This window comes from Paenibacillus sp. FSL P4-0127 (assembly GCF_038007325.1).
GTDB lineage: Bacteria > Bacillota > Bacilli > Paenibacillales > Paenibacillaceae > Fontibacillus > Fontibacillus macerans.
Genome location: NZ_JBBOWY010000001.1, coordinates 3,523,003 through 3,537,483, shown reverse-complemented (window position 1 = coordinate 3,537,483; position 14,481 = coordinate 3,523,003). Strand labels below are relative to the sequence as shown.

Below are 14,481 nucleotides of genomic sequence, written 5' to 3'. Positions count from 1 at the left end.
ACATTTGTGTTTTGTGCAAGACAAGCCAATAACCCTTATTTTTTCGGCATTCTCGTGTTGTCCCGTGTTCTGTTGGACGACGGTCTTTGTTTGGAAGTCATGACCGGAACGCGGACCAACACGGCCGCCATAGCCTTTGCATTAAATGGTATAAATGGCCACAAATATGAAGCGTTGTACGAGCGCCGCATCGTCAGCAGCACGATAAACGCAGTTACCCCGACAATGAATCCAGGGGCCCCGAATGCCGCCACCGCAAGCAAAAGAGCAAGCCGGATGATCCGGTTGGCCAAGCCCAACTCATAACTCGGCGTCGCAAACATCCCGATCGCCGCCACGGCCATGTACAATACGACCTCATTGACGAAAAAGCCGGTCTGTACGGCGATGTCCCCGATCAGGATGGCCGCGATCAGACCCATAGCGGAGGCCAGCGGGGTTGGCGTGTGGACCGCGGCCATCCGCATTAAATCGACGCCGAATTCCACGATCAGAAACTGGGCGATCAAAGGGATTTTCGCGGTTTTCTCCGGTCCGAGAAAAGCGAGCAGCGCCGGTTTGTATTCGGGATGAACGACGATCAGAAGCCAGAGCGGCAGCAGAAACAAGGATGCCAGGATGCCGAAAAAGCGCACCCACCGCAAATAAGTGCCCATAAACGGCGTTTGCCGGTTTTCCTCCGCGTGCTGGCACAAATCGAAAAAGGTCGTGGGCAAAATCATGACGCTGGGCGAAGTGTCCACAAACACGACGACCCGGCCCTCCAGCAAATGGGAAGCGACCACATCGGGGCGTTCCGAATAGCGCACCAGCGGGTACGGATTCCAGCCCCGGTGCACGATGGCCTCCTCCAACTGCTTATCGGCCAACGGGATACCGTCGATATTAACCGCCTTGATTTTTTCGCGAACCGAATCCACCTGCGTTTTATCGACGATATCGTCCACATAGGCGATGCAAACATCGGTACGCGTGCGGCGTCCGACGCTCACTACTTCGAACTTGAGCCCGGGGTCGCGAAGTCTGCGGCGTACGAGCGTGACGTTGGTGACGAGCGTTTCGGTGAATCCGTCGCGGGCGCCGCGAACGACCCGTTCCAGCGACGGCTCCTCCGGGCTGCGGATCGGATAACTGCGCGTATCCATCAGCACGGCGGTTTGTTCCCCGTCGATGAACAATACGCTCATGCCGGTCAGCGCTTTGTTTACCGCATCGCTTAATTTGTCCGTCTTCTCCACCTGAATATGGGGGATATACAGCTCGAAAAATGAACGCAGCGCTCCCTCCGTGAGATCTTCCGCAGTCAGGTAAGTCAAGCGCTTAAGGATTTCCTGCATTACTTCAGTCCGGGCAAAACCGTTGATAAAAAACAAAAACGTGCTTTTGCCGCCGAAAGCCATGTCCCGGATTACCATGTCAAAGCTTTCGCCCAGGCCGACGACTTCCTTCAGCGTATGTTTCGTTGTGGACAAGCTTCTGCTGATGTTGTCGCTTTTTTGCCAGTATATGATCGATTCCTTGATGTTATCGGACCGTTCCATCTCCTTTTTCCGATATTCCGTTCCGCTCTCCGGGTAGTGATCGCTGACGAGCACATTCTCCTCTTCACCCGGAACGAAATCCGGAATCACCTGCGGATGGTCCGCATCATCTTGCCTCGGTCCGTTTTGTTCATTTTCCATCATTGTACCGGTCAACCTCCCTACTATACAAATTTAAGGTCCGTAAACAAACCATTCAAATAAAGAGCCCGCCATCTTGCCGAACACCATGGCCAGCATAAGTCCAAATAAATACCGTTGCATATGCAAGCGTTTGGCCAAAATCGGCAGCACATTAAGCACCTCGGTCAAGGCCGCCGCCAGCATGCCGACGAAGATCCCGTTCAGCAGGCCGACGAGCCCTTCGGCCGTCCAGGAACCGGCCATCTTCCAATTCCAGAAATCGGCGACCGTTCCCAAAAAAGCGCCGCTCACCATCGCGCCTTCATACCAATGAACTTTACCGTAAGAGTTCGTGAGCTGAGCCAGTCTGGGAATGATGTCCAGCACAATAAAAAACGCGATCATGCCCGCCCCGACGGCAATGCCTCCTGAGAGGCCGATAAAAACAGCCACTCCCGCGGTTAAAGGGGGCATCAGGACTTCTCCTTCGGCGCGCCGGTTTGATGCATTTTTTTGTATTCCTCGGCGATGACGTATTGATTCAAATTTTCTTGATACAAAAACATTTCCACTTCCAGCGGGGTAGGCTCTTCGTTCCATTTTTTCTTGAACAAGTGATTGAAAAAGACGATCATCCCTAGGCCGATGCCGACGGAATAAGCAGCCTGAAACAGGTAAGGATGCTCGTCCCGCTCGCCGGTGAGCATTTCCACGATCCGCACCTGCACCTCCGGCATGCTCACATCCGCATGAAAGTTCATAATCGTCAGCGCGGCTCCGAAAAACAGCAGCAGCCATACGAAACAAAACAAGATCAGCGAAGGTTTTTTCTCCTCTTTGACCATCTCGACAAGCACCTGGGGTTCGCCGATAAATTCGACGCGCAGACCGGGGAAACGCTCCCGGATCACGGAGATCACCAGCATCATGTCAATCACGATCAAATTTCCGTCACGTTGCTCCGGACGGATCAGCACCAGCTCCAGCAGCCTCCGTTCAAGCCCGGAATCCGCCAGTACGCTGGCCACATCCCCCAGCCGGATCGGAACTCCGGCAGGCAGGCCCGCCTGCTTGCGAAGACGCAAATAGACGGCCGAAGCGGCATCCTTCTCCAAACCGTTTCACCCCTTCACTAACGTATGCCCATAGTATGCCAAGGGAGGGGGCGGTTTACTCTTAGGCGGGAGTGCTGAGCCGTGGACCGTACCGGACCGTCGCTTTAAATTAACAGGACCATCCGGGAGGGATGGTCCTGTATTAATCCGGAACCGGATACGGGAAAACCCGCCGTACCCCGATTCGGTCCATGTTCTTTTTACGGTTTAAACTTACCGATCAGATCCTTCAACTGCTGTGCCATTTTGCTCAGCGCTTCCGCCGCTGCAGAAATAAAATTCACACATAAACTTAACCCAAACTTCGACCTGCTTGATGAACTGCTCGAAATATGATACTTTGAAAAAAACGGTGTGAAGCACATGCCGCTCTGACCATACAACTCTGTTTGGGTTGTCTGTCAGAGCGGCTTTTTGTTTGATTCCATAAGTTAGGTGGTGCAGTTGGTTTGTTTGAAGAGGTCTATTATGATTGGCTAGGGAAGCAAATTGCCGATGAGAAAAGTCCAAGAAGACGGGAATTGCTGCAGAGTGGATTAGGCCATGGAACGGTTGATTTTTTGCGCAGTATCTGGTTCCCGGCCATTGGAAGCCTTGATCATTTATATCCCGAATATGAGGTGCGGGAGTTTAACAACGGCTACCGCTATCTCGATCTAGCCTATATGCCCGGCGGCGCTAAAGGATGTATTGAAATCCTCGGTTATCGCTCCCATGCCCGGGACGTAGAGGTCTCCCGATTTAAAGATTTATGTATGAAACAAGCTTTGCTCGTTCTTGACGATTGGTATTTCCTGCCTATCGCTTACTTGTCCATACGTGGTGATCCCGGAATGTGCAAGCAACTGGTCCTTTCTTTTGCCGGAAAATTCTTGTCTATGGACACCCCCTCCGAACTAAGCTGGGCAGAAGCGGAAACATTGCGGTTCGGACGCAGATTGCTGCGCGCATTTGAAACTCGCGAACTGGCCGCACATTTGCACCTGTCGGAAAACCGCACGAGGATTGTCCTCCGTTCACTAGTAAATAAGAAACTGCTGATGGTCGCCAGCGGAAAGCAGCGATACCGCACTTATCGGCTCAGGAACGTACTTTAAAAGTTCTTGCTGTAACGCTCTTGCTGTGATGCTCCTCTGCGATGTTCTTGCTGTAATCTGCTCGTGCTTCAATGCTCTAACGGTTGCCACAAGCGCTATTCCCGCAAAAATGAGGCATCCGAATTTCTAACGGATGTAATCGACGCTATTTGCCCCATAATCACCCTTAACGGACGAAAATAGCTCAAATAACGCCGGTGGCATCCGTTAGATTTTTTAAACGAGCAAAATCAACGATTTAACGGCGATGGCAACCGTTGCTATGAACGTTTTTGTCAAGCCCTCCGTGTGAGAGGTGCCTGAGCACGTGGCGCGAGAGCAAAAATGCGAGCGACGGTCGGCACGCTGCTATCCGTGGGTTGGTACCACATGTTATGCCTTCGTCAAGGAGAGCTCTTGCAAGCTAGAAGCGCACGTTCAGTTACTCACCTAGTGCAAACGGTTGACGCAAATTCTCTCCCGGAACCTTCGTTTGCTCCCGGGCCTCGTGCTCAGGCGTGAGCTTGTCAAGCGCTTTTCTTGACAAGCGGTTAGGTTCAAATCAACACTTTTCCTATTCCTCATTGGAAATGAGGAACGCCTCACGGCGAGTGTGGGGGTGCAGGGGGCAACGCTCCCTGCGTCTCCCCAAAGGGGACGGAAGGGGCGTTAGTTAGCCACCGGTTGTTCCACCGTTCGAGCAACAGCCCATATGAACCCGGTTAGCTCCCTGGCCACCGCGCCTACGGCCACATTTTTGTGTTTGTTCTTTCCAAAAATGAGATGACGGTATTTGTAATGCAATCTTTCTTGCGCTTTCCACGACAACAGTTGTATATCGGCCGGCATGCCATCCAAACGCTTGGCGAGATCTCCTTTCACCGCAGGCCGATGACGGTAGCTCCAGGCGGATTCCACCAAGGATCGGCGCAAGCGCCCGTTACCGGCTTTGGTCATACTTCCGCGCCGAGTACTCAGGCCGGTTGAACTCTCACGAGGAACCAACCCTAAATACGCCATGAGTTGGGCCGGGGAGCGGAAGCGAGTAAATGAACCGATCTCAGCAGCTAGAGTGACGGCCGTCAGTAGTCCAATCCCACGCAGGGACTGAAGCACCCGAATCAGAGTTGCCTTGGAGCCGACCGTGGCTTGCTGAACCAAGGCTTTTTCCAAACGCCCCATCCGCTGCTCGATCTCATTTAAGGTATGGAGCATCTCGTCGAAGGCTACTTGCATGGGCTCATAAGGGAATGTCAGTTGCTCCAGCCAGGAACGGTACTTCCGGGTCCAACGACGCTTTATCGTAGCCGGCGGTTCGATTTGATGGCGGAGCAGGAACTTCAATATCCGCTGGCGTGCCCGATGCGCGTCCTCTTTGGCGGCCTCCCGGGCGCGAACCAACTCCCGCAAAGCCTCGTCTTCCCGCTCCGGGACGTAGACAGGAGTCAATTCTCCTGCACGAAACAGACGGGCAAGCTGCTCGGCGTCCCGTCGATCCGTCTTCACGTGATCACCAGGGCGTTTGGGAATAAGCGACGGAGCAATGACAACGCAATGGGCTCCCATGGAGGTGATCCAGCGATAGGTTTCGTAACCTGTCGGACCTGCCTCATAACAAAACGATAGCGTTTCGGCCGGTCCCAGTTCTTTGATCAGCTTGCGCAGCGCCGCCGGAGTGTGAGGAATGCTCCCGTAATAGCGAGGAGTTTCACCGCTTGCATCTGCAATAGCAACCGAAATTTTTTCTTTGGATACATCTAAACCGACGAATTTTGTGGTAGACTGCATAGTATCAGCTCTCCTTTGCTATGTAGCTCTGAAATGGTTTGGTTTTCACTATCCATTTTAACCTACGAGATGTAGCAATATGGAGGGCTGTCTTTTGTTTACGTTCATCATAGCTAGAAATTCATTAAACACGAATCGACCTGGTGTGATCGAATTAGGCGCCCTAATACCGATGCAATCAGAAATCGACACTTTTGGGCCTCCTTCTCGCCGCTGCTTCAAATTACCCGGATATCGAAGCCTTTGAAATCGGCGCAAGGCGTTGAACTTGAGCTTAAGCCTGAGCAAGCGGTTCTCGACGGCGCCGCCGGCCGGCCCTCCCGGGAGGCCTGGCTCGGCCAGCCAGCCTGAGACGCTTGGCTCGAACGTCTGGCCCGGTTCGCCTCAAACGCGCAGATGCCCACCTTCGCTCCGACCCATGCGCCTTTTTCCGCGATAAACGATTCGCCGATGTCCATAAACCGGCAGCCGCCGTCCAGACTATACCTGAACCGGCAGTTCCCCGGCTCTTGCACGACAGCTTGCAGCACAATCCCGGCGGTATCCACCGCCACGCCCGCGACGATCGCATCGTCCGGCCGCCCGCTTTCCGAAGCGACCTGCTCGAGCAGGAATCGCCCGTCCTCAAGCGGTCTAACCAGCAGCGCCATCGCCCGCCGGCCGAACACGACAAGCCCCGCCCGGCCCGTCGGGGCAAGATGCTCCAGCGTCAGCTGCGTTGTCGCGCTGAAAGAGGGCGCCGGGAACTTTTGCAGCAGCAGCGGCGGCGCATCGTATAGGCGTTCGCACCCGTCCGGCAGCGGCAGCGCGTAAAGGCGCAGGCGTCCCGCCTCCGGCCGCAGCTCGTACCACTCCGCTCGCGGATTGGCCTGCCACTGCCACTGCAAACCCAGCGTTGCCGCACGAAAATCATCCGAGGTCTGCGGAATATCCGGATTTACGCTGCCGGACAACACCGCCCGCGTCTGCGGTTTGCTCCAACGCTCCACCGGCTCCCCGGGACCACTCTCGTGCAACTTATTTTCACCTAGTTCGCTCGCACCTGACCTGCACTCACCGGGCGCACACTCGTCTAATCCACACTCACCTAGCTCTCCCTCACCTACTTCACCTACACCGAGTTCTCCAGCACTAAGTTCTCCATTAACTGACGCCCCTTCATCTAACTCACACCCACCTGACCCACCATCAGCTAGCTCTTCCTCACCTGCTCCGCCATTCTTGTCCGGTTCGCCGCCCAAGGGTGAAACCCGGCCCATCACAGGCCAATCGTCGACCCACCGCATCGGCTGCAGATGAACGATCCGCCCGTAAGCGCCCTTGTCCTGAAAATGAACGAACCATGACTCGCCCGATTCAAGCTCGACGTAACCGCCCTGATGCGGGCCGTTTACATCCGTCTCTCCTTGATGCAGCACGATTTTGTCCTCGTAAGGCCCGTCAATCGCCCTCGCTCTGAACACGCTCTGCCAGCCGTTCTCCACACCGCCCGCCGGGGCAAAAATATAGTAATACCCGCCCCGTTTATACATTTTCGGGCCTTCCAGCGTCGGATGACGAGCCGTGCCGTCGATAATGATCCGCCCTTCATCCAGCAGCCGGGTGCCGTCCGGCGCCATGCGGAAAAGCTGCAGCAAATGCTTGCGGCCGGAGCGGCTGAAGGCGAAGGCATGCACCAGGTAGGCCTGGCCGTCCTCATCCCAGAACGGACAAGGGTCGATCCAGCCTTTGGCCGCGCGCACGAGATGGGGCGCGGTCCACATCCCAAACGGATCGGCGGCTTGGCACATAAATATCCCCTCGTCCGGCGTGCTGAAGAACACCCAAAACTTCCCGTCATGATAACGCAGGCTTGGCGCCCAAATGCCTTTCCCGTGCTGCACGCGGTCGTATCCGGGCCAATCGAAACTCGGGACCACATGATTAATGATCGTCCAATTGACCAGATCGCGGGAATGCAGCAGCGGCAAGCCGGGCATATGATTGAAGCTCGACGAGACCATATAAAATTCATCATGAACCGCGATGATATCAGGGTCGGAATAATCCGCGAAAATAATCGGATTCCGGTACGTCCCGTCCCCCAGGTCGGGAGCCCACCCCCGCCGCCCGATCTCATTGATCCGCATTACATGTTCCTCCAATCGCATGATGACCTCCGCCCTGTTAATTGGCGGATTGGTCGTAGCTCGCTTTTTCTCTAGCCAGCAGGTCCGCCCACTCGTCAAGCAGTTCCCGGGCGCTCATCCGTTTGGCCATCGTCTTTTGAATCAACGGCTCCACCGCTTTTTGCACATTGCTGTATCCCGGCAAATAATAAGGCGTGTCGGCGAACTTCGTGTCCGGAGAGTTTAGCAGCTCGGAAGCCGATTTCATGTACGGAATCTCCTGCACCCAGGCATCCTGCGCCGCCTCCTTGTTGGCGGGAATTTCCCCATATAGCTTGGAGTAGCGGCTGTTGATGTCATGCGACAAGTAGAAGGTCATAAATTTCCACACCGCGTCTTTGTGCTGCGCCGATTTCGACATTGTCAGCCCCAGCGGCGCAAGGCCCGGATGCTCCCTATACCCTTTCACGCTGGCCGGAAAAGGAACCGCCGCGAATCTATTGCGGTCGCCGCCAAACGCCTTTTCATGCGAACTGGCCGAGCCAAGATTGTGCACGACGATCGCCGCTTTGTCCGACTGAAACGTGGCCGCCAGTTCGCTCCACCCCTTGTTCAAGTCGTCTTCCGGGGTGAACACGTTATAGGCGCCCAAATATTTTTCGACGAATTCCACATGCAGCGGGTCATTGATCGTAGGCTTGCCATCCGCGGTAAAATAATCGGTAATGCCCGAATAGGAATACATCAGCATCTCCAGCGTGTTGGCGCTGCCTGCTCCGCCGCGGATGCTAAGCCCGTAACGGCCTTTCCCCTTATCCGTGAGCTTCTCCACCGCCGTAAAGAAGTCCGGCCATGTCTCGGGCAGCTTAAGCCCGGCTTCCTTAAACCAGTCCGGCCGCACCCACAAATTCCACGTTTGCGAGCTGTAGGGCAGCGCGTACAGCTTTCCTTCTTTCGCATCCAGCTTCCGGTTGCTCGCGATGATCTCCGGCGAAATCAAGTCCTTGTCTTCCCAAGCCGCAAAATAATCGTCCAGCGGTTCAAGCACGTCGCGGGTGATCAGATCGGCCTTGAAATCGTTCATAATATCGGGCGCCTGTCCGGCGGAAATCGCCACATTGACCTTCTGCTCATAGGCGGACAGGTCTCCTGGAACGCCGAGATAGTCCACCTGGATATCCGGATTCTGCTGCTCAAACTCCTGGATGATTTGTTCAAAAAAAGCGTTGCGCTCCGGCGTAACGGCAGCGGCCCAAAAGCTGATTTTCGTTGGCGCGGCGGCCTCCCCCTGCACCCCGCCGCCGGAACCGCCCTCCCCGCTTTTGGCCGCGCTTCCGCAGCCGGCAAGCACCAGCACCAGAGAAAGCGTTAACAACAATAATGAGCGAAAACTTGTTTTTTTCATACTTCATCCCCCTGTAAAATAGATTTGGCGCCGGGCCCGGACTAACCTTTAACCGCGCCCCCGCCAAGGCCCTGGATCAAATAGCGCTGGATGTACATAAACAGCAGTACCGGCGGGATCAGTCCGATGATGCTGCCCGCCGCAAGCGAGGCGTACTCGACGCTGAATTCGCCGATCATAAATTTCAGCCCGATCGGTATCGTAAAGCGCTCCGGCGTCGTAATAAAGGAAAAACCGACCAAAAATTCGTTCCACACGCCGATAAACGCAAACGCGCTCGTCGCCACGATCCCCGGCAGCACAATCGGCGTGATGATGGAGAAGATAATCCGCATCCGCCCGGCCCCGTCGACCATCGCCGCCTCGTCGATTTCCTGCGGCGTGCCGGAGATGAACCCGCGCATCAGGATCGTGTTGAACGGCACCTGCGACACGATGTAAAACAGGATGAGCGCCAGCGGCGAGTTGATCAGTCCTAAATTTTTGAAAATGAGAAACAGCGGAATGACGAACAGGATCACCGGCATCATTTGCGTGGCCAGCAATATCAGCATGAACGCCCCCCGTCCCCGGAACTTGAAACGGCTCAGCGCATAACCGTTCAGCAGGGCCAGCACGGTGATCACCGCGACCGACACCACCGACACCAGCAAACTGTTGAGAAAATAACCGGAGAAATTGTTCTGCGTCCACACTTTTACGTAATTTTCCAGCGTTACCGGTTGCGGGATGTAAGAAACCGCACTGCTTATGACATCGGACTCGCGCTTCAGCGAAGTCGACAGCGCCCATAAAAACGGAACGAGCACAAACAACAGCGTTAACGCCAGCGGGACATAAAACAGCAGCAGCCTGGCCCCGATACGGCCCCATCGCCGGCTCATTTACACCGCCTCCGATCGGTTCAGTCTCAAGTAAACGACGACAAACACCAGCAGCAGCAGGAAGGTGACGGCTCCGAGCGCCGATCCGTATCCGTAATTCCCTTCCAGAATCGCCGTCTTCATCATGTAAATCGGCAGCGTTGTCGTCATATTCATCGGTCCGCCGCCGGTCATGGTGAAAATCATGTCGATCGAGTTGAATTCCCAAATCGCCCGCAGCAAAGTGGCGAACACGATCGACTCCTTCAAATACGGCAGCGTAATATGCAGCAGTTTGCGGAACCTGCCCGCGCCGTCCACCTCGCAGGATTCGTACACTTCGCGGGGAATCGTCTGCAGTGCGGCCAGCAGCGTAATCGCGAAAAACGGAATGCCGCGCCACAGCTCGGCCACGATGACCGAGCCGAACACCGTGTCCGTGTTGGCCAGCCAGGCGATATTTTCCTTGATCAAACCAAGCCGCATCAGCAGATCGTTGGTGACCCCGATATGCTGGTTATACATCAGCGACCACAACATCGTCGTCAGCACCCCGGACACCGCCCACGGAATCAGCACGAGCGAGCGCACCAGCCCGCGCAGCTTGAAGCTCTCATGAAGCAGCAAAGCAACGATCAGCCCAAATATCAGCTGCAGCGCCACCTCCAGCAGCACCCATTTGACGGTGATGCCAAGCGATTCGTAAAACAGCGCGTCCTCCGTAAAAATACGGCGAAAATTAGCCAGGCCGATATACCCGGCCTCATGCAGACGAGTGAAATCGTAGCTCTGCAGGCTGAGGTCAAACACGCGCAGGATGGGAAAAACCATCACTCCCGCAATCAACAGCAGCGTAGGCGCGATAAACAGATACGGCAGAAATCTCTCTTTTTCCCTGCCGCCCCGCGTTAAGCCGGCAGCCGGGGCCGGGCCCGCGCTTTGCGCCTGTCTTGTTGTCTCCATAACAGCACCTCCGCGTCTATCGTAATCCAGACCCGTTAGACGGCGGAATTCAATATTTTTTAAATAATGTTTGTTTTCTTTAAATACGTGTTCAAAAAGTCGGGTTTTCAGCACCGAGAAGGTTGGATGAAGCTAGGGACGTCAGGAGCGCGTACGTTTTGGGTACGTGAGCACCGGAAGGCCCGGCTGAATTTCAAGATTCGATGTCGAGCCCGTTTCCTGACCAGCTTCGTGATCAAAAAACGACTTTTTGAACTACCACTTTAAATGATCAAAATGGTTGAGGCGGCTGATGCTTCTTCCGGTAATCCGTCGGGGACAGCCCGTGATGCTTTTTAAAAAGAACGCTGAAGTAGTGCGGGTTCGAATAACCTGTCTTTTCGGCAATTTCATACGCTTTGAAATCGGTTTTCACCAGCATTTCCGCCGCCCGCTCCATCCGTGCCGAGATGATGTAGTCGACCAGGTTGACTTGTTTGTATTTTTTAAACAATGTGCTGACGTAGGGGGGCGAAATGTGCACCGCGGCGGCGATGGCCGTGAGACTCAGGCTCTCGTCGCAGAGATGGGCGTGAATGTAGGCTTCCATTTTTTTCAGCAAGAGCTGATGCGAGCTCTGCTGCGATAAAATCTCGCCGCTGACAAAAACCCCCGGTTCGCCGGCCACCTCCCGGACCTGAACCGCCGCCAGCGCTTCACGGTATGATGCGGCGATCCCGTCATACCCCGAAAAACATCCGCCCAATCCGATGCTGAACGGAATTTTCAGTACCTGCGCAAGCGCCCGCCGCGTCCGTTCCAGCAAAGGCAACAGCTCGACCGCAGCGCCGGGCTGGGGCAAGCAGAAGACCAAATTCGCCTGCCGGTTGTAAACCGCGAAGAAACACTGCGGCCAGGCGCCGCCATCGCCGCCGTCCACCAGCAACTCCGTACATACATTGCGGATGGAGAATAACAGCAGGTCGATTTCTTCGTAATCGGCGGATCTGGAGTAACGCATCAAATTTTCCGGCCGGATGACGGCCACCTGAAAATCATTCCCGCACAGCTTCAAGCCCAACAGCTCCAGCTCGCGCGACACCCACTCCCCGTTAAAGCAGCCTTCAAACAGATGGGCAAACAGCTGATTTTCCATCAGCGTCCGGCTTTTGCTTAACTTTTCCTCCTCCTGCCGTTCCCGGAGCAGACGCTCTCCGGCGGCAACGACCGTTTGCAAAATTTTGCCGTTGTCCTCATATTTCAAAATATAGTCAAACGCCTGCAAGTTCAGCGCTTGTTTGGCGTAGTTGAAATCGTCGTAACCCGTGAGGAAAATCGTTTTGACCCGCGGGCTCAGCTCCCGCAATTTCGCGGCCAGCTCCAGCCCGTCCATAAAAGGCATGCGGATATCCGTCAGCACGATGTCCGGCGTAAGCTCAAGCGCCAGCTCCCAGGCGGCTTCACCGTCAGAGGCCGTGCCGACCAACTCTACCCCGGCCCCGCTCCAATCGATATTTCGCTTCAGCCCTTCGCAAATCCACTCGTCGTCGTCAGCGATCAGCAGCTTCACTGTCATATTCCTCCCCCTTCTCCGTAAAAGGCAATTCAACGATCACCCGGGTGTATTCCCCGTGCACGCTTTCCAATTTTAGACCATACGGAGCGCCAAAATGCAGCGCCAGCCTCCGGTGGCAATTGCGCAGACCGTAAGTGATCGGCTCTTCGGCTTCATCGATTCTGTCGGCCCGGATAGAACCCGCTAGCCGCTCCAGCTTGTCCGGGGCGATACCCGAGCCGTTGTCGTACACTTCCAGGATCGCTTTACCGCCCGTCCGGCGCCCGCTAATGGAAACGGTCCCCCGGCCCCGCTTCGTTTTGATGCCGTGGTAAATCGCGTTCTCCACCAACGGCTGCAGCGTCAGCTTAGGGATGGATAGCGTAAGCAGCTCGTCCGCCACATCAATCCTAAACTCGAAATCTTTGCTGTAGCGCAGGTGCAAGATTTGCAAATAACTGCGGACATGTTCGATCTCTTCACCGATCGGAATAACCTCTTTCCCTTTGCTGATGCCGATGCGGAAAAAACGGGTCAGCGCCGCGACCATTTGCGACGCTTTCTCCTTCTCCCGCAAATCGATCAGGTGCTTGATCGAACACAGCGTATTGTACAAAAAATGCGGTTGTATTTGCGCCTGCAAGGCATGGAGCTCAATGCGGCGTTTTTGCCGCTCTTTGTCGCGGACCTCCTGCAGCAGCTGCCGGACCGCCTCCGACAGACTGGCCAAACCGTTCGCCAGCACCCCGATTTCGTTGCGCTCATCGAGCTGAAAGTTCACCTGCATATTGCCTTGCTCGAAGCGTTTCACCTGTTTGGACAAGTAACGGATCGGGTCCGTCAGCTTGCGGGCCACCCAGGCGGCCACGATCATAAACACGAGCAGGACGATGAGCGTAATCCCAAGAGATATGTATTTAATCGAATGGACACCCGCCAAAATATCGCGTTCCGGCACGATCGCCGCCAGCACCCACTGATTCAGCGGCAGCGTGTCGTAGGCGATGGTCAGCTTCTCCCCCCTGGAGCTCCGCGCGGTCAGGCTCCCCCGTTCTCCGGCCAGCGACCGCAGCTCTGCGATCGTCTCCTCGGCAACTTCGTAACGCTCGTCCAGCGGCTTGGAGAACAGCGTCCCGTCCGGGCTGATCAGCGCCAGCGTCCCGCTTGGGCTGATTTTGACGTTTTCCATAATGTCGCGAAAATAACTCTCCCGCAGGTTGATCAGAATCAGTCCGCTCACTTCCGAGCTTGGCGTGCCGATGATCTTGAAATTGCTCAGCACCTTTCGCGACTCTACCGTATCGAACACCCTGTCCCGATGGCTGTTCAGCCAGTAATAACCGCGTTCGGCCTGCTGATATTCGCCCACCCAATCGGCAAGGTCCGCGCTCACCCGGCGGGGGACGAATTCTTTTTGCAAATTAAATGAACGCCCATTGTTGAAGCCGACATAAATGGAATCGATCATCTGAAAATAAGTATGGTAAATCTCCTCGAAGCGGTCGTGCAGCCCGATGATGTCGTCATAACGGCGCTGGTCGTAGCCCTGCCCTTCCCCCGCCAAAATGCTGCGGAACGAAGGATGGTCCTCAATGCTCACCAACTGCTCGAACACCGTGGCGAATTTGTCGTCCAGAAACAGCGAGGTTTGCTGGACCAGATCGGACAGCGAATAATAAGTCGTCTGCTGCAGCTTCCCGGCAACCGAAAGATAAGAAAACCATCCGGTCATCGCCACCGACAGCACCAATATCGGCAAAAAAGAAATCAGCAGTTTGGACTGGATCGGCCGATCGGTAAAAATTCTTTTCATAGCTTGTCTCCTCCCCAGGACAATTTGGATAACATTAGCGGCAGCCGGCTCGCACCATACGTCAGGAAAGCGTTCTCATTTTATTTTAGTTTGAAACGGCAGCCGTTGCTAAAGCCATCGGTCAATCCATGAGTTTAACATAAGGCCAACAA

The 14,481-nt window shown here is 55.1% G+C and carries 11 protein-coding genes; 1 reads left to right on the top strand and 10 read right to left on the bottom strand.

What is annotated here, in order from left to right:
* Positions 1 to 35: 35 nt before the first annotated feature.
* The 3 genes from NYE74_RS15880 to NYE74_RS15870 are packed head-to-tail and all read right to left on the bottom strand — an operon-like array spanning position 36 to position 2,779.
* Positions 36 to 1,685 carry a spore germination protein gene (locus tag NYE74_RS15880; RefSeq protein ID WP_124332643.1) on the bottom strand — a complete coding sequence of 550 codons (1,650 nt, stop codon included), beginning with the start codon at positions 1,683 to 1,685 and terminating at the stop codon, positions 36 to 38.
* A gap of 30 nt (positions 1,686 to 1,715) precedes the next feature.
* Complete coding sequence (locus tag NYE74_RS15875) at positions 1,716 to 2,138, bottom strand: stage V sporulation protein AB (RefSeq protein ID WP_036621855.1); 423 nt, start codon at positions 2,136 to 2,138, stop codon at positions 1,716 to 1,718.
* Positions 2,138 to 2,779 (bottom strand): stage V sporulation protein AA, encoded by a 642-nt coding sequence (locus NYE74_RS15870; protein ID WP_036621854.1) that lies wholly within the window; start codon positions 2,777 to 2,779, stop codon positions 2,138 to 2,140. The genes NYE74_RS15875 and NYE74_RS15870 overlap by 1 nt, the downstream gene beginning before the upstream one ends.
* 449 nt (positions 2,780 to 3,228) lie before the next feature.
* On the opposite strand from NYE74_RS15870, the gene NYE74_RS15865 reads away from it, so the two are divergent.
* Positions 3,229 to 3,876, top strand: coding sequence for a transcriptional regulator (locus tag NYE74_RS15865; RefSeq protein ID WP_270618667.1), 648 nt, complete (start codon positions 3,229 to 3,231; stop codon positions 3,874 to 3,876).
* 648 nt (positions 3,877 to 4,524) lie between these two features.
* Here the strand turns inward: NYE74_RS15865 and NYE74_RS15860 are convergent.
* The 7 genes from NYE74_RS15860 to NYE74_RS15830 form a co-directional block, all read right to left on the bottom strand.
* The gene (locus NYE74_RS15860) at positions 4,525 to 5,643 is read right to left on the bottom strand and encodes an IS110 family transposase (protein ID WP_036623922.1); all 1,119 of its coding nucleotides are present in this window, start codon (positions 5,641 to 5,643) and stop codon (positions 4,525 to 4,527) included.
* Positions 5,644 to 5,861: 218 nt separating this feature from the next.
* On the bottom strand, positions 5,862 to 7,772 hold the full coding sequence (locus NYE74_RS15855; protein ID WP_341004913.1) for a glycoside hydrolase family 43 protein: 1,911 nt from the start codon (positions 7,770 to 7,772) through the stop codon (positions 5,862 to 5,864).
* 37 nt (positions 7,773 to 7,809) lie between these two features.
* Positions 7,810 to 9,156 carry an ABC transporter substrate-binding protein gene (locus NYE74_RS15850; RefSeq protein WP_270618669.1) on the bottom strand — a complete coding sequence of 449 codons (1,347 nt, stop codon included), beginning with the start codon at positions 9,154 to 9,156 and terminating at the stop codon, positions 7,810 to 7,812.
* A 41-nt stretch (positions 9,157 to 9,197) separates the two neighbouring features.
* On the bottom strand, positions 9,198 to 10,040 hold the full coding sequence (locus NYE74_RS15845) for a carbohydrate ABC transporter permease (protein WP_270618670.1): 843 nt from the start codon (positions 10,038 to 10,040) through the stop codon (positions 9,198 to 9,200).
* On the bottom strand, positions 10,041 to 10,982 hold the full coding sequence (locus NYE74_RS15840) for a carbohydrate ABC transporter permease (RefSeq protein WP_341004911.1): 942 nt from the start codon (positions 10,980 to 10,982) through the stop codon (positions 10,041 to 10,043).
* A 271-nt stretch (positions 10,983 to 11,253) separates the two neighbouring features.
* Positions 11,254 to 12,537 (bottom strand): response regulator, encoded by a 1,284-nt coding sequence (locus tag NYE74_RS15835; RefSeq protein ID WP_278738188.1) that lies wholly within the window; start codon positions 12,535 to 12,537, stop codon positions 11,254 to 11,256.
* Entirely contained in the window at positions 12,512 to 14,329 is a 1,818-nt protein-coding gene (locus tag NYE74_RS15830; RefSeq protein ID WP_051985379.1) for a sensor histidine kinase, read from the bottom strand. The genes NYE74_RS15835 and NYE74_RS15830 overlap by 26 nt, the downstream gene beginning before the upstream one ends.
* Positions 14,330 to 14,481 lie beyond the last annotated feature (152 nt).